The organism is Streptomyces sp. NPDC029169 (assembly GCF_055563935.1).
In genome coordinates, this window is sequence record NZ_JBVHXA010000012.1 from 128,011 (window position 1) to 147,428 (window position 19,418).

Genomic DNA, 19,418 nt, shown 5'->3' on the forward strand with positions numbered 1-19,418 from the left:
GGTGCATGTCGTACTCGCCGGTGGGGGGACCGCCGGCCACATCGAGCCCGCGCTCGCCCTCGCGGACGCCCTGCGCAGGCAGGACCCGAGCGTGGGGATCACGGCGCTCGGCACGGAGAAGGGCCTGGAGACCCGGCTCGTGCCCGAGCGGGGCTACGAGCTGGCGCTCATCCCTGCCGTGCCGCTGCCGCGCAAACCCACCCCTGAGCTGATCACCGTCCCCGGGCGGCTGCGCGGCACCATCAAGGCGGCGGAGCAGATCCTGGAGCGCACCAAGGCGGACTGCGTGGTCGGCTTCGGCGGCTACGTGGCCCTGCCCGGCTATCTCGCGGCCAAGCGCCTCGGGGTGCCGATCGTGGTCCACGAGGCCAACGCCCGGCCCGGCCTGGCCAACAAGATCGGTTCGCGGTACGCGGCCGGGGTCGCCGTCGCCACCCCGGACTCCAAGCTCCGCAATGCCCGCTACATCGGCATCCCGCTGCGGCACACCATCGCCACCCTGGACCGGGCCCGGATGCGGCCCGAGGCGCGTGCCGCCTTCGGTCTCGACCCGAACCTGCCGACGCTGCTCGTCTCCGGCGGCTCGCAGGGTGCGCGCCGGCTCAACGAGGTGGTCCAGCAGATCGCCCCGGTGCTCCAGCGCTCCGGTATCCAGATCCTGCACGCGGTCGGCCCGAAGAACGAGCTGCCGCGTGTCGACAACATGCCCGGGATGCCGCCGTACGTCCCGGTACCGTACGTGGACCGGATGGACCTCGCGTACGCCGCTGCCGACATGATGCTCTGCCGCGCGGGCGCGATGACCGTCGCCGAACTCTCCGCCGTCGGGCTCCCCGCCGCGTACGTCCCGCTGCCGATCGGCAACGGCGAACAGCGGCTCAACGCCCAGCCGGTGGTCAAGGCGGGCGGCGGACTGCTCGTCGACGACGCGGAGCTGTCGCCGCAGTGGGTGCAGGGCAACGTCCTGCCCGTACTGGCCGATCCGCACCGCCTGTACGAGATGTCCCGTGCCGCCGCCGAGTTCGGCCGCCGGGACGCCGACGACCTGCTCGTCGGCATGGTGTACGAGGCGATCGCCGCGCGAGCCTAGAAGAGGGAAGGCAGGGGACGTGTCCGGACCGACGACCGCGGAGAAGCGCGGCACACGCGAGCCGAAGGGGTCGTCGGAACGGCCGGCGCCGACGGAGGGTCGGAATCGTGGATTCCGGCTGCCCGGGCCGCGTCTCCTGCTGATCACCCTCGTCGCTCTCGCGCTCGTGGCCGGCGGAATCTGGGCGCTCTACGGCTCCACCTGGCTGCGGGTGGAGCATGTGAAGACCTCCGGCACGCGCGTTCTGACACCTCGTGAGGTGGAGGCGGCCGCCGCCGTGCCGATCGGGTCTCCGCTCGTCTCCGTCGACACCGGCGCCATCGAGGCACGGCTGCTGCGTAAACTGCCCCGAATCGACACGGTCGAGGTCGTTCGGTCCTGGCCGCATGGAATCGGTCTGAATGTGACGGAACGGAAGCCGGTTCTGGTGGTGGAAAAGGGCGGAAAGTTCACCGAAGTGGACTCCGCCGGAACGCGATTCGCCACCGTGGACCGAGCGCCCGCAGGCGTACCCGAACTCGTCCTCGACGCCGCCTCCGCACCGAGCCTGCGCCGCTTCGACGAGGACCGGCTGCTCCTCGAGGCCGTGGGCGTCACAGGCGAACTCCCCGAGAAAATCGCCCGGGACACTCGTGTCGTCAGGGTCGACTCGTACGACTCGATCACCCTGGAGCTCAGCGGCGGGCGCACGGTCCTCTGGGGCAGCGGAGAGGACGGCGCCGTCAAGGCCCGCGTGCTCACCGCCCTGATGAAGGCGATGCCCAAAGCGGGGCACTTCGATGTAAGCGCCCCCACGGCCCCGGCCGCATCAGGGAGTTGACGCCCATTCGCGCTGGCCAGCACCCTGGTTGGCCAGCGCTACGGGTGATCACATAGGGTGAAAAGAAAAACGGGAGGTTCGGCGTGTTCGTTGAACGTGCGCCACTTGTCGACTTAGTGTCCTGTTCGGAAGAGTCCAGCGAACAGAGACACTGGTAACCCTAAACTTCAACGTTAGGGTTTGGGTCGGCGTTTCGGACCGTCCCAATCGGCATCCGTCGTCGCAGCGCGACTAACCACCGCGAAGCGGCGACACGTAACTCGAGGCGAGAGGCCTTCGACGTGGCAGCACCGCAGAACTACCTCGCAGTCATCAAGGTCATCGGTGTCGGCGGCGGTGGTGTCAATGCCATCAACCGAATGATCGAGGTCGGTCTCAAGGGCGTCGAGTTCATCGCGATCAACACCGACGCGCAAGCGCTGTTGATGAGCGACGCCGACGTCAAGCTCGACGTCGGCCGTGAACTCACCCGCGGCCTCGGGGCCGGGGCCAACCCGGCAGTCGGTCGCAAGGCGGCAGAGGACCACCGTGAGGAGATCGAGGAGGTCCTCAAGGGGGCCGACATGGTCTTCGTCACCGCCGGCGAAGGTGGCGGCACCGGCACCGGCGGCGCACCCGTCGTGGCCAACATCGCGCGCTCGCTCGGCGCCCTCACGATCGGTGTGGTCACCCGGCCGTTCACCTTCGAGGGACGCCGTCGGGCCAACCAGGCGGAGGACGGCATCGCCGAGCTCCGCGAAGAGGTCGACACCCTCATCGTCATCCCGAACGACCGGCTGCTCTCGATCTCGGACCGCCAGGTCTCCGTGCTCGACGCCTTCAAGTCGGCCGACCAGGTGCTGCTGAGCGGTGTGCAGGGCATCACCGACCTCATCACCACCCCCGGTCTGATCAACCTCGACTTCGCCGACGTCAAGTCGGTCATGTCCGAGGCCGGTTCCGCCCTCATGGGCATCGGTTCCGCCCGCGGCGACGACCGCGCCGTGGCGGCGGCCGAGATGGCGATCTCCTCGCCGCTCCTGGAGGCATCCATTGATGGAGCGCGCGGCGTGCTGCTCTCCATCTCCGGCGGCTCGGACCTCGGTCTCTTCGAGATCAACGAGGCCGCGCAGCTGGTGAGCGAGGCCGCCCACCCCGAGGCCAACATCATCTTCGGCGCCGTCATCGACGACGCCCTGGGCGACGAGGTCCGGGTCACGGTGATCGCGGCCGGCTTCGACGGCGGCCAGCCGCCGACCCGCCGGGACAACATCCTCAGCTCGGCCTCGGCCAAGCGCGAGGAGCCCGCTCCGGCGCCGCGCGCCACGGAGCGCCCGCTCGGTGGCCTCGGCAGCGTCACCTCGCGGGACGAGTCGGCCGCCCCGGCCGAGCCGGCCCCGGTGGCCGCGGCCGAGAGCCCGCTGCCGCCGGTCACCCCGCCGGTGGTCCCGCCGGCCCGCCCGTACCCGGACACCTCGGCCGAAGAGCTGGACGTTCCGGACTTCTTGAAGTGATAGAGCGGCTCGAACCCGTGAGCGGCGCGCACTTCGCCTTCACCGACAGGTGGGGCGGGGTGAGCGCCGTTCCGTACGAGGAGCTCAATCTCGGCGGCGCGGTGGGGGACGACCCCGAGGCGGTACGCACCAACCGGGCGCGGGCGGCCGGAGCCCTGGGGCTCGACCCCGGCCGGGTCGTGTGGATGAACCAGGTGCACGGCCCAGATGTCGCGGTGGTCGACGGACCCTGGGGCGACAGACCGGTTCCGGAGGTCGACGCGATCGTCACCACCCGGCGCGGACTCGCCCTCGCGGTCCTCACCGCGGACTGCACCCCCGTCCTGCTCGCCGACCCGGTCGCCGGGGTCGTCGCCGCCGCTCATGCCGGGCGGCCGGGGATGGTCGCCGGGGTCGTACCGGCCGCGGTGAAGGCCATGATCGAACTCGGCGCCGACCCGGCCCGGATGACCGCCCGTACCGGCCCCGCGGTCTGCGGACGCTGCTACGAGGTGCCGGAGGCGATGCGCGCCGAGGTGGCCGCGGTCGAGCCGGCCGCCTTCGCCGAGACGAGCTGGGGCACCCCGGCCGTCGACGTCACCGCCGGGGTCCACGCGCAGTTGGAGCGGCTCGGGATCCGGGACCGGCGGGCCAGCGCGGTCTGCACCCGCGAGTCCGGGGACCACTACTCGTACCGCCGCGATCGCACCACGGGGCGACTCGCGGGATATGTCTGGTTGAACCGAGAAGAGACATGACGGACCGTAAGTCGGAACTCGCCGAGAACCTGGCGCGGGTGGAGGAACGAATCTCCGCTGCCTGCGCGGCCGCCGGGCGCGAGCGGGAGGACGTGACCCTGATCGTGGTCACGAAGACCTACCCCGCGAGCGATGTGCGCATCCTGCACGAACTCGGCGTACGGGACGTAGCCGAGAACCGCGACCAGGACGCCGCCCCCAAGGCCGCGGCCTGTGCGGATCTGGACCTCCGCTGGCACTTCGTCGGCCAGTTGCAGACCAATAAGGTCCGGTCTGTGACGAGTTATGCGGATGTCGTGCAGTCCGTGGACCGTTTGAAGCTCGTCACCGCCCTCTCGGCGGCGGCGGAGAAGGCCGGGCGCGAACTCGGCTGTCTCGTCCAGGTCGCGCTCGACGCCGAGTCGGGCCACCGGGGCGCCAGGGGCGGCGTGGCGCCGGAGGACATCGAGGAGTTGGCGGCCGCCGTGGACGCCGCACCCGCGCTGAGGCTCGACGGACTCATGACCGTCGCGCCGCTCGCCGGACCGTACGCGGGGCGCCAACGTGCGGCGTTCGACAGGTTGATGGATTTGTCGACTCACCTGCGCGCGATCCGTCCGGCTGCGAACATGGTGTCAGCGGGGATGAGTGCGGACCTCGAAGAGGCCGTGGCGGCCGGAGCGACACATGTGCGCATCGGTACGGCGGTACTGGGTGTCCGCCCCAGGCTCGGGTAACGTCGCGAAGCAAGTCGGACCACAGCAGAAAATATGGTCATTCCCGCCGGTCGGCGGGCAGACCTCGTGGATCACGGGCACTTGGCGACGAGGCCGATCCACCACAGAGCGGAGGACTCAGAGAATGGCCGGCGCGATGCGCAAGATGGCGGTCTACCTCGGCCTCGTGGAGGACGATGGGTATGACGGCCGGGGGTTCGACCCCGACGACGACTTCGAACCCGAGCTGGAACCCGAACCCGAGCGTGAGCGGCGCCATCAGCCCCCGCGGCAGATCGAGCGGCAGGAACCGGTCCGCGTGGTGCAGCCGCCCGCCCCGCGTGAGCCCGTCGCCCAGTCTGTCCCGGTACACGCGGAAAGCGGACGTCCTGCCCGAATTGCCCCCGTGGCATCCATCACACCCGAACGTCCGAGCATGGAGAAGAACGCACCGGTGATCATGCCCAAGGTCGTGTCCGAGCGGGAGCCGTACCGCATCACCACGCTGCACCCGCGGACCTACAACGAAGCCCGTACCATCGGGGAACACTTCCGTGAGGGCACCCCGGTGATCATGAACCTCACGGAGATGGACGACACCGATGCGAAGCGACTTGTCGACTTTGCCGCCGGACTCGTCTTCGGGCTCCATGGCAGCATTGAGCGCGTGACGCAGAAGGTGTTCCTGTTGTCGCCTGCTAACGTCGATGTCACGGCGGAGGACAAGGCCCGGATCGCAGAGGGCGGATTCTTCAACCAGAGCTGAGAACACGAAGACCGGAACGGCCCGGCCGCAAGGCCGGACAAGCGAGAGCACGAGAGCCAGGGGAGAGGGAAGCGCGGGATGGGCGTCGCACTACAGGTGGTCTACATCGCGCTGATGTGCTTCCTCATCGTGCTGATCTTCCGGCTGGTCATGGACTACGTCTTTCAGTTCGCGCGTTCATGGCAACCCGGCAAGGCGATGGTGGTCGTTCTGGAGGCCACCTACACTGTCACCGATCCACCGCTCAAGCTTCTGCGGCGGTTCATTCCGCCGCTGCGTCTCGGGGGCGTGGCACTCGACCTGTCCTTCTTCGTTCTGATGATCATCGTCTACATCCTGATCTCCATCGTGAGCGGCTTCGCGAGGTGAATGTGGACGATACGGTCTTGCCGACTGCCGACGACTACGTAGAGGTGAAGAAGAGATGCCGCTGACCCCCGAGGACGTGCGGAACAAGCAGTTCACGACCGTCCGCCTTCGAGAAGGCTATGACGAGGACGAGGTCGATGCCTTCCTCGATGAGGTCGAAGCCGAACTGACCCGCCTGCTCCGCGAGAACGAGGACCTGCGCGCCAAGCTGGCCGCGGCGACGCGTGCCGCCGCGCAGAACCAGCAGCAGGGCATGCGCAAGCCCCCGGAGCAGCAGGATCGTCCCGTCGGTCCCGGCGCCCCGGTGCCCGCCGCCATATCCGGACCGCCGGTCCAGCAGCAGCCCCCGCAGATGGGTCCGCCGCAGCTGCCGTCCGGTGCGCCGCAGCTTCCCGCCGGTCCCGGTGGCCACGGCCCGGGCCCGATGCAGGGTGGCCCGATGGGCCCCGGCCCCGGCCAGATGCAGGGCGGCCCGATGCAGGGCGGCCCCATGGGTCAGCCGATGGGCGGCCCCATGGGTCACCCGCAGCAGATGCAGCAGCCGATGCAGCAGCCCCAGCAGGGCCCGGGTGGCGACAGTGCCGCGCGTGTGCTCTCGCTGGCCCAGCAGACGGCCGACCAGGCGATCGCGGAGGCCCGTTCCGAGGCCAACAAGATCGTCGGCGAGGCGCGGTCGCGCGCCGAGGGCCTGGAGCGGGACGCCCGCGCCAAGGCGGACGCGCTGGAGCGGGACGCGCAGGAGAAGCACCGCGTGGCGATGGGCTCGCTGGAGTCGGCCCGCGCGACGCTGGAGCGCAAGGTCGAGGACCTGCGGGGCTTCGAGCGTGAGTACCGTACGCGTCTGAAGTCGTACCTGGAGTCGCAGCTGCGTCAGCTGGACTCCCAGGCGGACGACTCGCTGGCTCCGCCGCGGACGCCGGCCACGGCTTCGCTGCCGCCGTCGCCCTCGATGGCCTCGGCGGGCGCGGGTGCCCCGTCGTACGGCGGCAACGGCACGATGGGCGGCGCGCCGTCCATGGGCGGTGCCCCGTCCTACGGCGGCCAGCAGCAGATGTCCCCGGCGATGACCCAGCCGATGGCTCCGGTCCGCCCGCAGGCGCCGCAGCCGATGCAGCAGGCGCCGGCGCCGATGCGGGGCTTCCTGATCGACGAGGACGACAACTGACGGCGCCCGCTCGCGCGGTGAGCGCGTAGCCGTCGGCGGCTTGAAGGGCCGGGCCCCCGGATTACCGGGGGCCCGGCCCTTTTGCCGTGGGCGGGGCGGGGGCGTGCGCGTGGCTGCGCGTACGGGTGCGGGTGCGGCCAGGTGGGCGCCTGCGGCGGGCCCTTCCCCCACCCCGCCCCTTCCCGAACTGGGGCTCCGCCCCAGACCCCGGGGGTTGTTGCAGTGGAGGCTCCGCCCCAGCCCCCTGCGCGGCGGCTTCGCGGCGCGGGGCTTCGCCCGCCCTGGGCGGGGCGGCAGCTTCGTGCCGTGGAGGCTTCGCCTGAGATCCCGGGAGTGGGTTTCTGCGGCGGCTCCGCCCCCACGCCCCGGCGGGCAGCGGCGGCTTCGCGCCGCGGGGGGGTCCCCCTCCCGGCGGGTGGCGGCAGCTTCGTGGCGTGGAGGCTTCGCCTGAGATCCCGGGAGTGGGTTTGTGCGGCGGCTCCGCTCCCACGCCCCGGCGGGCAGCGGCGGCTTCGCGCCGGGGGGCTCGTACCCCGGATGCGGCGCGGTGGCTTCGGGTCTTCGAGTTGGTCTCGCATCCCTGCGGTGCCGGCTGCATGCGGCGCGGAGCTGCCGCTCGGGGGTTCGGGGGCGGAGCCCCGGTCTCGTCAGAGTTTCGGGATGGGGGTCCCCCCGGACGGAGTCTGGGGGAGGGTGGGGTGGGGGATCGCAGAAGGCCCGGCACCACGTTGGTGCCGGGCCTTCTCGTCGGGCGCTTACGCCTTGCGGAGGCGGAACGTCAGGGACAGGCCCTCGTCCGTGAAGGGGGGGCCGAAGGAGGCGTCCGGCTCCGTCGTCGCGAAGTCCGTGGCCAGGACCTCGTCCGCGATCAGGGCCGCGTGCGTCGTCAGGGCCTCCGTCGTTTCCGGGGAGGTCGACGTCCAGCGCAGCGCGATGCGGTCCGCCACGTCCAGGCCGCTGTTCTTGCGGGCCTCCTGGATCAGGCGGATCGCGTCACGTGCCAGGCCCGCCTTGCGGAGCTCCGGGGTGATCTCCAGGTCCAGCGCGACCGTCGCGCCCGCGTCCGAGGCGACCGACCAGCCCTCGCGCGGGGTCTCGGTGATGATGACCTCCTCCGGGGTGAGGGAGAGCGTCTCACCGTTCACCTCCAGGACCGCCTCGCCGGCCTCGCGCAGCGCCAGCGACAGCTCCGCCGCGTCCACCGCCGCGATCGCCTTCGCCACGTCCTGGACGCCCTTGCCGAAGCGCTTGCCCAGGGCACGGAAGTTGGCCTTGGCGGTGGTGTCGACCAGGCTGCCGCCGACCTCGGAGAGGGACGCCACGGACGTCACGTTCAGTTCTTCCGTGATCTGGGACTGAAGCTCCGGCGACAGGTCCGCGAAGCCCGTCGCCGCCACCAGCGCACGCGACAGCGGCTGACGGGTCTTCACGCCCGACTCCGCCCGCGTCGCCCGGCCCAGCTCCACCAGACGCCGCACCAGCACCATCTGGGTCGAGAGAGCCGGGTCGACCAGCGACCGCTCCGGCTCCGGCCACGTCGACAGGTGGACCGACTCCGGGGCCTCCGGCGTCACCGGAACCACCAGGTCCTGCCACACCCGCTCCGTGATGAAGGGGGTCAGCGGGGCCATCAGGCGGGTGACCGTCTCGATCACGTCGTGGAGGGTGCGGAGGGCCGCCGCATCGCCCTGCCAGAACCGGCGCCGCGAACGCCGCACGTACCAGTTCGACAGGTCGTCCACGAACCCGGAGATCAGCTTGCCCGCCCGCTGCGTGTCGTACGACTCCAGCGCCTCGGTGACCTCGGACACCAGCGTGTTCAGCTCGGACAGCAGCCACCTGTCCAGGACCGAGCGCTCCGCCGGCGCCGGGTCCGAAGCGCTCGGCGCCCAGCCGGACGTACGGGCGTACAGCGCCTGGAAGGCGACCGTGTTCCAGTAGGTGAGGAGGGTCTTCCGCACCACCTCCTGGATCGTGCCGTGGCCGACCCGGCGGGCCGCCCACGGCGAGCCGCCGGCCGCCATGAACCAGCGGACCGCGTCGGCGCCGTGCTCGTCCATCAGCTCGATCGGCTGGAGGATGTTGCCCAGGTGCTTGGACATCTTGCGGCCGTCCTCGGCGAGGATGAGGCCCAGGCAGACCACGTTCTCGTACGAGGACCTGTCGAACACCAGCGTGCCGACCGCCATCAGCGTGTAGAACCAGCCACGCGTCTGGTCGATCGCCTCCGAGATGAACTGCGCCGGGTAGCGCTTCTCGAAGAGATCCTTGTTCTTGTACGGGTAGCCCCACTGCGCGAACGGCATCGAGCCCGAGTCGTACCAGGCGTCGATCACCTCGGGGACGCGGGTCGCCGTCTTCGAGCAGCTCGGGCACGGGAACGTGACGTCGTCGATGTACGGGCGGTGCGGGTCGAGCTCCGACTGGTCCGTGCCCGTCAGCTCGGTCAGCTCGGCGCGCGAGCCCACGCACGTGAGGTGGTCGTCCTCACAGCGCCAGACCGGCAGCGGCGTGCCCCAGTAGCGGTTGCGGGAGAGGGCCCAGTCGATGTTGTTGTTCAGCCAGTCGCCGAAACGGCCGTGCTTGACCGACTCCGGGAACCAGTTCGTCTTCTCGTTCTCCTGGAGAAGACGGTCCTTCACGGCGGTCGTACGGATGTACCAGGACGGCTGCGCGTAGTAGATCAGCGCCGTGTGGCAGCGCCAGCAGTGCGGGTAGCTGTGCTCGTACGGGACGTGCCTGAAGAGCAGGCCGCGCGCCTTCAGGTCGGCCGTCAGCGCCTCGTCGGCCTTCTTGAAGAAGACCCCGCCGACCAGCGGCACGTCCTCCTCGAAGGTGCCGTCCTGACGGACCGGGTTCACGACCGGCATGCCGTACGAGCGGCAGACCTTGAGGTCGTCCTCACCGAAGGCCGGGGACTGGTGGACCAGACCCGTACCGTCGTCGGTCGTGACGTACTCGGCGTTCACCACGTAGTGGGCATCGGCGCCGTCCGGGAACTCGACGAGGGAGAAGGGCCGCTCGTACGCCCAGCGCTCCATCTCCGCACCCGTGAAGGACTCGCCCGTGGTCACCCAGCCCTCGCCGAGCGCCTTGTCGAGCAGCGGCGCGGCGACGACAAGCTTCTCGTCGCCGTCCGTGGCGACCACGTACGTGACCTCGGGGTGCGCGGCGACCGCCGTGTTGGACACCAGGGTCCAGGGGGTCGTCGTCCAGACCAGGAGCGCTGCCTGGCCGGCCAGCGGGCCGGAGGTCAGCGGGAAGCGGACGAAGACGGAGGGGTCGACGACCGTCTCGTACCCCTGCGCCAGCTCGTGGTCCGAGAGGCCGGTGCCGCAGCGCGGGCACCACGGGGCGACGCGGTGGTCCTGGACCAGCAGGCCCTTGTCGAAGATCTGCTTGAGCGACCACCAGACCGACTCGATGTACTCCGGGTCCATCGTCCGGTACGCGTCGTCCAGGTCGACCCAGTAGCCCATGCGCGTCGTCAGCTCGGCGAAGGCGTCGGTGTGCCGGGTCACGGACTCGCGGCACTTGTCGTTGAACGCGGCGATGCCGTATTCCTCGATGTCCTTCTTGCCGGAGAAGCCGAGCTCCTTCTCGACGGCGAGCTCGACCGGCAGGCCGTGGCAGTCCCAGCCGGCCTTGCGGGCCACGTGATAGCCGCGCATGGTCCGGAACCGGGGGAAGACGTCCTTGAAGACGCGGGCCTCGATGTGGTGGGCGCCGGGCATGCCGTTGGCGGTGGGCGGGCCCTCGTAGAACACCCACTCGGGGCGGCCCTCGGACTGCTCCAGGGTCTTGGCGAAGACCTTGCTCTCGCGCCAGAAATCGAGCACGGCGTGCTCGAGCGCGGGCAGGTCGACCTGGGCGGGCACCTGGCGGTACTGCGTCATCGATCTTCCTCCGGCGGACTGCTTCGTTTCCGTCCGGAGGGACGAGAGCGCCGTGCTGCGCGGCTCCCGCGGTACCACCCTCCTTGGCCCCGGGCGGTGTGCCCGTGGCCCCCTCATTGGGGTCGCGATGCCGGTTCTAGTCGCCTGACGGCTTTCTTCCGGCGGCTCCGGGGTGATGCTTCACATCGGGCTCGCCCCCGGGCTCTCACCGTCCCCGGGTCGCTCATGGCTGCGTACGACGCTACTCGTCCCCATCCAAGCCTTTCGCTCCGCCCAGTGTACGGGGCCGGGACCGGCTCGGCAGACCGCTTTTCCGGTGGGGCGCGAGGCGGGTGCGCGTGACCCGAATGGCCATACGGGCCCCACCCGTCTTCGGCCGTCGTCGTGGGGCGGATTACCGGGCGGGGAGCTGGGCACAACGGAGGCAGACCGGCCATGCCGCGGGCATGGGCGGGTGCGAACGGCGGCGTGCCCCGTTGCCGCGGGCCTGGGGCCGATTTATCGTCCCAGCACGATTCGCGAGCAAGATCACAAAATGTGAAGGGGCCGCGACATGGTGGCGAAGAAGACCGCCGCGAAGAAGACCTCGACCGCCGGTGCGGGCGGGGCGGCCAAGGACGTCACCGGCAAGAAGACGACGGTCGCGCAGAAGGCGGCCGCCAAGAAGACCCCTGCACGCAAGACGACGGCCAGGACGACTGCCAAGGCCGTGGCGGAGACGGCGAACGCCGCCCCGGTGAAGAAGACCGCCGTAAAGACCGTCGCGAAGAAGACCGTCGCGAAGAAGACCGCCGCGAAGAAGACCGCCGTGAAGAAGACCGCCGTGAAGAAGGCCGCCGTGAAGAAGTCCGCATCGGCGAGCGCCGCCTCGGTGAAGAAAGCCCCGGCCACGAAGGCCGTGGCGAAGAAGACCGTTGCAAAGAAAGCCCCGGTGAAGAAGGCCGCGAAGGCGGCTGCCAAGAAGGCTCCGCCGGCGAAGAAGGCCGCGGCCGCCGAGAAGGCTCCGCCGGCGAAGAAGGCCGCGGCCGCCGAGAAGGCTCCGCCGGCCAAGAAGGCCCCGGCCGCCAAGAAGGCCGCCGTGAAGAAGACCGCAGTCAAGAAGAAGGCCGCTTCCGCGGCGCAGGTGGAGCAGACAGGAGCCGGGACAGTGGCAGCGAAGAAGACCGCGGGTGGCGTCACGACGGCCGAGAGCGAGGCCGCGGTTCCCCAGGCGCGTACCGGTGAGCTGGCCGTACGCCCCGGAGAGGAGCCCTGGACCCCCGCGGAGGTCGCCGAGGCCCGGGCAGGGCTCGAGAGCGAGGTCCTCCGGCTCCGGGCGGAGCTGCTCCACTCCCAGGAGGAGCTGACCGGTCTCATGCGGGACTCCGGGGACGGCGCCGGTGACGACCAGGCCGACACCGGCACCAAGAACATCCAGCGTGAGCACGAGCTCGCCCTGGCCGCCAACGCCCGCGAGATGCTGGAGCAGTCCGAGCACGCCCTGGAGCGCCTCGACGCGGGCACGTACGGCCTCTGCGAGGTGTGTGGCAAGCCGATCGGCAAGGCGCGCATGCAGGCCTTTCCCCGGGCCACGCTCTGCGTCGAGGACAAGCAGAAGCAGGAACGCCGCGGCTGACGGTCCCGAAGGGGTGTGCCGTACCCTCGTGCACAGTCAGGGCACCTAGGTTGAGGGACTCACGTGGCAGAGGCGGAGCGCATCATCGGTACGCCGGATTCAGACGCGAACGGCGCTGCGGACGGCGCGGCGGACGGCGTGGGCGGCGAGGCAGCGGCCCAGGCCCCGGCCGAGCAGCCGAAGGGTAAGCGCAAGATCGTCGCGCTGCTCGTCGTGGCGCTGGTCGCGTACCTGCTCGACCTCGGCAGCAAGATGCTCGTGGTCGCCAAGCTGGAGGGCCACGAGCCGATCCAGGTGATCGGCGACCTGCTGAGGTTCGAGGCGATCCGGAACCCGGGCGCGGCCTTCGGCATGGGCGAGGCCTTCACGATCATCTTCACCTGCATCGCCGCGACGGTGATCGTTGTGATCATCCGGCTGGCCCGGAAGCTCTACAGCACCTCGTGGGCGATCGCGCTCGGGCTGCTGCTCGGCGGTGCGCTGGGCAACCTGACCGACCGGATCTTCCGCTCGCCGGGCGTCTTCGAGGGCGCGGTCGTCGACTTCATCGCGCCCGCGCACTTCGCCGTCTTCAACCTCGCGGACTCGGCGATCGTCTGCGGCGGCTTCCTGATCGTGATCCTCTCGTTCCGGGGCCTGGACCCCGACGGCACCGTCCATAAGGACTGACAAGGCATACTCGACGGGTGAGTACGAGTCCCGAGATCCGCACCCTGCCCGTTCCCGATGGCCTTGAGGGCGAGCGCGTCGACGCCGCCATCGCCCGTATGTTCGGGTTCTCCCGTACGAAGGCCGCGGAGCTGGCCGCCTCCGGCAAGGTCCTGGTCGACGGCTCCGTCGTCGGCAAGTCCGAGCGAGTGAGCGGCGGTGCGTGGCTCGAGGTCGAGATGCCCGGGGCCCCGGCGCCCGTGCAGATCGTGGCCGAGCCCGTCGAGGGCATGGAGATCATCCACGACGACGACGACATCGTCGTGATCATGAAGCCGATCGGCGTCGCCGCGCACCCGAGCCCCGGCTGGACCGGGACGACGGTCATCGGCGGCCTCGCCGCCGCCGGGTACCGCATCTCCACCTCCGGCGCCGCCGAGCGCCAGGGGATCGTGCACCGGCTCGACGTCGGTACGTCGGGGCTCATGGTCGTCGCCAAGTCCGAGCGGGCGTACACGCTGCTCAAGGCGCAGTTCAAGGAGCGGGTCGTCGACAAGCGCTACCACGCGCTGGTCCAGGGGCACCCGGACCCGATGAGCGGCACGATCGACGCGCCGATCGGGCGCCACCCCCAGCACGACTACAAGTGGGCCGTGACCGCCGACGGCAAGCCGTCGGTGACGCACTACGACCTGATCGAGGCGTACCGCGCAGCCTCGCTGCTCGACATCAAGCTGGAGACCGGCCGTACGCACCAGATCCGCGTGCACATGTCGGCCCACCGCCACCCGTGCGTCGGCGACCTCACCTACGGGGCGGACCCGACGATGGCCAAGCGGCTCGGGCTGACCCGCCAGTGGCTGCACGCCGTACGGCTCGGCTTCGAGCACCCGTCGGACGGGCGCTGGGTCGAGTTCGAGAGCACGTACCCGGCGGACCTGCAGAACGCGCTGGACCGGATCGAGGCGGAGAGCGCGTGAGCGCCGGCTACGAAGTCCGCGAGGCGATCGCCCCCGACGACCGGGACGCCTGCTTCGCGGTCCGCCGCGAGGTCTTCGTGGTCGAGCAGAACGTGCCGCAGGAGATCGAGTACGACCGGTACGACGAGACGGCCGTGCACGTCCTCGCCGTCCGCGAGGACGGGCTGTCGCTGGGTACGGGCCGGCTGCTGTACGGCGACGACGCGCTCGGCAAGACGGGTGGCGACGCCTCCGTCGGTTCGCTGGGGCGGCTCGCGGTGACCAAGGCCGCGCGCGGTCTCGGGGTAGGCGCGGCGCTCGTCCGTGCCATCGAGGACGCGGCGCGCGAGCGGGGTCTGACGGCGGTGGACCTGCACGCGCAGACGCATGCGCTCGGGTTCTACGAGCGGCTCGGCTACGAGGCGTACGGGCCCGAGTTCCCGGACGCGGGCATCCCGCACCGGTCGATGCGGCGCGCGCTTTAGCGGCTGGCAGGATGGGCCGCATGGACATCATGCTTTTCCACTCGACCTACGGTCTGCGTCCGGCGGTGGAGGCCGCGGCCGAGCGGCTGCGGGCCGCCGGACACCAGGTGCACGTGCCGGACCTCTTCGGGGGCCGGACCGCCGGGACCGTCGAAGAGGGCATGGCGATCAAGGACGAGATCGGCAAGGAGGAGCTGCTGAAGCGGGCGATCCTGGCCGCCGCTCCGTACTCGGAACGCGGTCTGGTCTACGCGGGCTTCTCGTTCGGCGCCTCGGTCGCGCAGACCCTGGCCCTGGGGGACGACAAGGCGCGCGGGCTGCTCCTGCTGCACGGCACCTCGGACATCGCCGAGAACGCGTCCGTCGACGACCTTCCCGTACAGCTGCACATCGCCGATCCGGACCCCTTCGAGCCGCAGGACTGGCTGACGTCCTGGTATCTGGCGATGGGGAAGGCGGGGGCCGATGTGGAGGTCTACCGCTACCCGGGCGCCGGGCATCTGTTCACCGACCCGGACCTGCCGGACTGGGACGAGGCCGCCGCCGAGCAGACCTGGGCGATCGCGCTGGCGTTCCTGGAGAGCCTCCAGGACGCCTGAGAGAACGCGTGAGAGGGTGCGGCGGGGGCTCTCCCGCCGCACCCTCTTCCGTCAGACGGGGTGTCAGACGGTGTGTCAGCCGGCGCGGTACGCGATCCAGGCGTCGTTCATCCGCGTGACCTGGCCCGTGGTGAACTGGTACATGCAGTTGTCGTACGTGTAGTCCATGAAGTTGTGGATCGGGTCCACACCGGTCTTGGACGCGCAGCTGTCACGGCCGGTCGGGCACTGGTACGCCGGGCTCTTCTCGGCCGGCGTGTCCGAGACGTAGTCGCCGTTGCCGTTGCAGCCGCCCTGGAACGTGTGGTACAGGCCCATCCAGTGGCCGACCTCGTGGGTCGCGGTGTCGCCCTCGTTGTAGTTGGCCGCGGAGCCGCCCGGCAGCGAGGCGTCGAGGACGACGACGCCGTCCATCGACGGGTTGGAGTTGTACGAGGACGGGAAGGTCGCCCAGCCGAGCAGGCCGCCGCTGAGGTTGGCGGTGTAGAAGTTCAGCGCGCCCGCGCCGCCCTGGCGGAGGGTGGACTTCATGTCCTTCTCGGCCTGCGAGCCGGAGGCCAGGTTGTACCAGGTGGCGTTGTCCGTGTAGGTCGTCGCGGCAAGGGTGAACTGGAAGTTGGTGTTCACGTTGCCGGTGCCCTGGCCGCCGAAGGCGGAGTTCAGGACGGCCATCTGGTTGTTGATGTCGGTCGCGGTCAGCTTGCCCGTCGTACCGCTGTGGATGACGTGGAAGTAGACCGGGATGTTCACCACGGCGGCGGTGGAGTTCATGCCGCTGGCGCGGACCGACTCCAGTCTCTTCTTCAGGTCCGCGTCCATGGCCTTGGCCTGGGCGGCGGAGACCTCGTTGGGCTCGGCGGCGTGGGTGTCGGCGCCACGGGACTTGCGGGCGGCGGAGTGGGTGTCCGCCTCCTCCACGCACTCCTCGGCGGAGAGGCCGGCGGCGGAGGTGGTGGTCGCCGGGGTCGCCGAGGGGGCGGAGAGGGGGGCCAGGGCCAGGGTTCCGGCCATCACGGCAGTGCCGAATATACGACGTGTCATACGCGGCGATATACGAACAAGAGCACGCACAGGTGACTCCTCGCGGGGGGTTGTGGAGAGGCACTTCCTCGCCACCGCGGGGAGATTACGGGTCCATGTCAGACGTTGTTGAGCACCGATCAAGCCCAATCATTCCTGGTGCAAATCGGGGCATCGGGAAGAAAATCTTCCGCCCTTCCCAGAGTTTGAGACGTGGACGTAACGAACAAAGTGACGAAGGCGGGTGGTGTGTCCGGTTTCGATCGCCCGAATTCACCACCCGCCGTAGCGATGTGATCTCTCGTTAACATGATGGATCATGGCTGAAAATCAACCATGACGTCATGTCAGCGCAAGATGGCCGCAAGCTCAGCGCACCGGCTGGTACACCCGCTCGACCCGCTGCGTTCCGTTCCGCGTCCGGTAGGAGCGCGCCCAGGCGGTCGTCGCGTCCGCGTCCGCCTTGTCGGAGATCGTGTAGTAGTCCATCTGCGAGTGCTCGGCGGTCACGTCGAGGACGCCGTAGCCGTGGTGGTCCATGTCCACCCACTTCACATGGCGGTTGGCGGCCCTGACCGCCCCGGCCGCCACCAGGGAGAGCGTGCCCGGCGCCACGTGGAGCATGTCGTCGATGTTGTCCGAGGTCACGGACGTCACCACGAACTCGGTCGCCGCCGACTCCGACAGCGGGTACGTCGCCGCCCGCAGCGGAACGTCGTTGGCCCAGGCCATGTGGATGTCGCCGGTCAGGAAGACGGTGTTCCGGATGGACCGCTGGGTCAGATGCGCGAGCAGCTCCTTGCGGTCGTCCGTGTAGCCGTCCCACTGGTCGACGTTGACCGCGAGCCCCTCCTTCGGCAGACCGAGCAGTTCGGCCAGCGGGCCGAGGAGATGGGCCGGCAGCGAGCCGAAGGCGACCGGCGAGATCATCACCGAGGTGCCGACCAGCTTCCACGTGGCGTCCGAGCCTGCGAGGCCCGACTTCAGCCAGTCCAGCTGCGCGCGGCCGGTGATCGTACGCTCCGGGTCGTCGACCGAGCCGCTGCCGGTCTTCGCCTGCTGGGAACGGAACGAACGCAGGTCGAGCAGGTGCAGATCGGCGAGCTTGCCGAAGCGCAGCCGCCGGTAGACCGTGCCCTCGGTCGAGGCGCGGACCGGCATCCACTCGAAGTACGCCTGCTTGGCGGCGGCGACCCGGGCCGCCCACTCGCCCTCGGCGCCCGGCGTGTGGTTCTCCGCCCCGCCCGACCAGGCGTCGTTGGCGACCTCGTGGTCGTCCCAGATCGCGATCACGGGGTGGGCCGCGTGCAGCGCCTGGAGGTCCGCGTCCGTCTTGTACGTGGCGTGCCGGGTGCGGTAGTCGGCGAGCGAGACGATCTCGTGCTTGGGCTCGTGCTGCCGTACGGAGTACTGGGCCTCCGGGTAGGCGCCGGCCGCGTACTCGTAGATGTAGTCGCCGAGATGGAGGATCGCGTCCAGGTCCGCGCGGGCCGCGAGATGGCGGTACGCGGAGAAGTGGCCGGACTCCCAGTTGGCGCAGGAGACCACGCCGAAGCGGACGCCGGGGGTGGTGGCGTCGGCGGCCGGGGTGGTGCGGGTGCGGCCGACGGGGGAGACGGTGTCGCCGGCCGTGAAGCGGAACCAGTGGGCGGTGGCGGGGCGCAGACCCCGGACGTCCACCTTCACCGTGTGGTCCGAGGCGGTCGTCGCGGTCGCGGTGCCGCGGGCGACGGTCCGGGTGAAGTCCCGGTCCTCGGCGACCTCCCAGCCGACCGTGACGTCGGGGCCTCTGCCCGAACCGGGCGTGGCGTCGGAGGTGGGGGTGACGCGCGTCCAGAGCAGGACGCCGTCGGGCAGCGGGTCGCCGGAGGCGACACCGTGCAGGAACGCGGGGGCCTCGGAGTCCGCGAGCGCGGGGGAGGCGGCGCCCACCAGGGCCGGGGCGGTGACGGCCGTGACGGCGGCGGCCTTCACGACGGTGCGGCGGGTGGGGGCGGGAGATATGTGTCGACTGGTCACGGGCAGTCAGATTACTGACCAGTACGCCGAACGCGCAGACGAGTACCGAAAGTTCTCACACTCGTCGCCCCGCGGTCGTGATCGGCCGGTGGTGATCGGCCGGTGGTGATCGGCGGGCAGTGACCGGCCGGAGAAAACGGGCGGGTCCGCGGGAGCGAACTCCCACGGACCCGTACCGGCGTTGCGTGCGGTCAGCCCTTGAGCGCCGGGGTGAGCGCCGCGTTGAACTCCTCCACCGTCAGCGGCGGGTTCTTGCTGCCCTCGGCCGTCAGCGTCTTGCCGTCCATCTTCAGCGTCGGCGTCCCCGTCACCCCGCTCTTGTCGAACGCCGCGGACATCTTCATCGCCCAGGCATCGAAGGTGCCGTTCTCCACGTTCTTCTTGAACTCCGCGTTCCCCTTCAGCGCCGGGACCGAGTCCGCGATCTCCAGGAGGTAGGAGTCCTTGGCGAACTTGTCCTGGCTCTCCTCCGGGTGGAACTGCGTGGAGTACAGCGCCGCCTTGTACTTCATGAACGCCTCAGGGCTCACGTTCAGCGCCGCACCGAGCGCCGACAGGGCGTTCTTCGAGCCCTCGCCCTGGTCGGCGTTGTCGATGAAGGTGGCGCCGACGTACTTGACCTTGTACTTGCCGTCCGTGACGTCCTTGTCGACGATCGCGCCCACCTGCTGCTCGAACTGCGCGCACACCGGGCAGCGCGAGTCCTCGTAGATCTCCAGGGTCTTCTTCGCTGCCGGCTTGCCGATGACGACCGTCGTGCCGTTCTCGCCCTCGGTGTTCCTGGGCGCGGTGACCTTCGACTCCTTGGCCGCCGCCTCCCACTGGGACGGCTTGTTGGCCTGGACGACGGCGTAGCCGACACCGCCGGCGACCGCCAGGACGGCGACGGCCGACACGGCGACGGTCACCTGACGGCGCGTCTTCTCCTTCTTGGCCTGGCGTTCGCGCTCGATGCGCAGCCGCTCGCGGGCGGCCGCCTTGTTGGCGTGGCTGTTGCGTGCGCTCATGATCGTGATCTCCGTGAAAGTCGTGAGCCCGGAAC

General features: G+C 70.1%; 17 protein-coding genes. 13 read left to right on the forward strand and 4 right to left on the reverse strand.

Annotated features, from left to right (window positions below; translation table 11 throughout):
- Nucleotide 1 precedes the first annotated feature (1 nt).
- The 8 genes from murG (at nt 2) to ACZ4VI_RS22580 (ending at nt 7,135) form a co-directional block, all read left to right on the forward strand.
- A complete protein-coding gene (gene murG / locus ACZ4VI_RS22545; RefSeq protein ID WP_468001709.1) occupies nt 2-1,090 on the forward strand; it encodes an undecaprenyldiphospho-muramoylpentapeptide beta-N-acetylglucosaminyltransferase in 1,089 nt (362 codons plus the stop codon).
- A 19-nt stretch (nt 1,091-1,109) separates the two neighbouring features.
- The gene (locus ACZ4VI_RS22550; protein ID WP_468001711.1) at nt 1,110-1,910 is read left to right on the forward strand and encodes a cell division protein FtsQ/DivIB; all 801 of its coding nucleotides are present in this window, start codon (nt 1,110-1,112) and stop codon (nt 1,908-1,910) included.
- A 281-nt stretch (nt 1,911-2,191) separates the two neighbouring features.
- Nucleotides 2,192-3,403: a cell division protein FtsZ gene (gene ftsZ / locus ACZ4VI_RS22555; RefSeq protein ID WP_468001713.1), complete on the forward strand. Its 1,212-nt coding sequence runs from the start codon at nt 2,192-2,194 to the stop codon at nt 3,401-3,403.
- On the forward strand, nt 3,400-4,140 hold the full coding sequence (gene pgeF, locus ACZ4VI_RS22560; protein WP_468001715.1) for a peptidoglycan editing factor PgeF: 741 nt from the start codon (nt 3,400-3,402) through the stop codon (nt 4,138-4,140). The genes ftsZ and pgeF overlap by 4 nt, the downstream gene beginning before the upstream one ends.
- A complete protein-coding gene (locus ACZ4VI_RS22565) occupies nt 4,137-4,856 on the forward strand; it encodes a YggS family pyridoxal phosphate-dependent enzyme (protein WP_468001716.1) in 720 nt (239 codons plus the stop codon). Before pgeF ends, ACZ4VI_RS22565 begins: the two co-directional genes overlap by 4 nt.
- Before the next feature lie 124 nt (nt 4,857-4,980).
- On the forward strand, nt 4,981-5,601 hold the full coding sequence (locus ACZ4VI_RS22570; RefSeq protein ID WP_468001717.1) for a cell division protein SepF: 621 nt from the start codon (nt 4,981-4,983) through the stop codon (nt 5,599-5,601).
- A gap of 78 nt (nt 5,602-5,679) precedes the next feature.
- Entirely contained in the window at nt 5,680-5,970 is a 291-nt protein-coding gene (locus ACZ4VI_RS22575; protein WP_352190508.1) for a YggT family protein, read from the forward strand.
- Between the two features lie 55 nt (nt 5,971-6,025).
- Nucleotides 6,026-7,135, forward strand: a complete 1,110-nt coding sequence (locus tag ACZ4VI_RS22580; protein WP_468001719.1) for a DivIVA domain-containing protein — start codon at nt 6,026-6,028, stop codon at nt 7,133-7,135.
- Between the two features lie 755 nt (nt 7,136-7,890).
- Here the strand turns inward: ACZ4VI_RS22580 and ileS are convergent.
- Nucleotides 7,891-11,031 carry an isoleucine--tRNA ligase gene (ileS, locus tag ACZ4VI_RS22585; protein WP_468001721.1) on the reverse strand — a complete coding sequence of 1,047 codons (3,141 nt, stop codon included), beginning with the start codon at nt 11,029-11,031 and terminating at the stop codon, nt 7,891-7,893.
- Between the two features lie 553 nt (nt 11,032-11,584).
- Between ileS and ACZ4VI_RS22590 the strand changes: the two genes are divergently transcribed.
- From ACZ4VI_RS22590 to ACZ4VI_RS22610, 5 genes are all read left to right on the forward strand, one after another.
- The gene (locus tag ACZ4VI_RS22590; protein WP_468001723.1) at nt 11,585-12,646 is read left to right on the forward strand and encodes a TraR/DksA family transcriptional regulator; all 1,062 of its coding nucleotides are present in this window, start codon (nt 11,585-11,587) and stop codon (nt 12,644-12,646) included.
- Nucleotides 12,647-12,709: 63 nt separating this feature from the next.
- Complete coding sequence (lspA, locus tag ACZ4VI_RS22595) at nt 12,710-13,315, forward strand: signal peptidase II (RefSeq protein WP_468001725.1); 606 nt, start codon at nt 12,710-12,712, stop codon at nt 13,313-13,315.
- Nucleotides 13,316-13,332: 17 nt separating this feature from the next.
- Nucleotides 13,333-14,274, forward strand: a complete 942-nt coding sequence (locus tag ACZ4VI_RS22600; protein ID WP_468001727.1) for an RluA family pseudouridine synthase — start codon at nt 13,333-13,335, stop codon at nt 14,272-14,274.
- Complete coding sequence (locus tag ACZ4VI_RS22605) at nt 14,271-14,738, forward strand: GNAT family N-acetyltransferase (protein WP_468001729.1); 468 nt, start codon at nt 14,271-14,273, stop codon at nt 14,736-14,738. The genes ACZ4VI_RS22600 and ACZ4VI_RS22605 overlap by 4 nt, the downstream gene beginning before the upstream one ends.
- Nucleotides 14,739-14,758: 20 nt before the next feature.
- The gene (locus ACZ4VI_RS22610) at nt 14,759-15,337 is read left to right on the forward strand and encodes a dienelactone hydrolase family protein (protein ID WP_468001731.1); all 579 of its coding nucleotides are present in this window, start codon (nt 14,759-14,761) and stop codon (nt 15,335-15,337) included.
- Nucleotides 15,338-15,412: 75 nt separating this feature from the next.
- Here the strand turns inward: ACZ4VI_RS22610 and ACZ4VI_RS22615 are convergent, their stop codons facing one another.
- The 3 genes from ACZ4VI_RS22615 to ACZ4VI_RS22625 form a co-directional block, all read right to left on the reverse strand.
- Nucleotides 15,413-16,378 (reverse strand): zinc metalloprotease, encoded by a 966-nt coding sequence (locus ACZ4VI_RS22615; RefSeq protein WP_468001733.1) that lies wholly within the window; start codon nt 16,376-16,378, stop codon nt 15,413-15,415.
- A 348-nt stretch (nt 16,379-16,726) separates the two neighbouring features.
- Entirely contained in the window at nt 16,727-18,376 is a 1,650-nt protein-coding gene (locus ACZ4VI_RS22620; RefSeq protein WP_468001735.1) for an alkaline phosphatase D family protein, read from the reverse strand.
- A gap of 191 nt (nt 18,377-18,567) precedes the next feature.
- On the reverse strand, nt 18,568-19,383 hold the full coding sequence (locus ACZ4VI_RS22625; protein ID WP_468001737.1) for a DsbA family protein: 816 nt from the start codon (nt 19,381-19,383) through the stop codon (nt 18,568-18,570).
- Between the last annotated feature and the right edge of the window lie 35 nt (nt 19,384-19,418).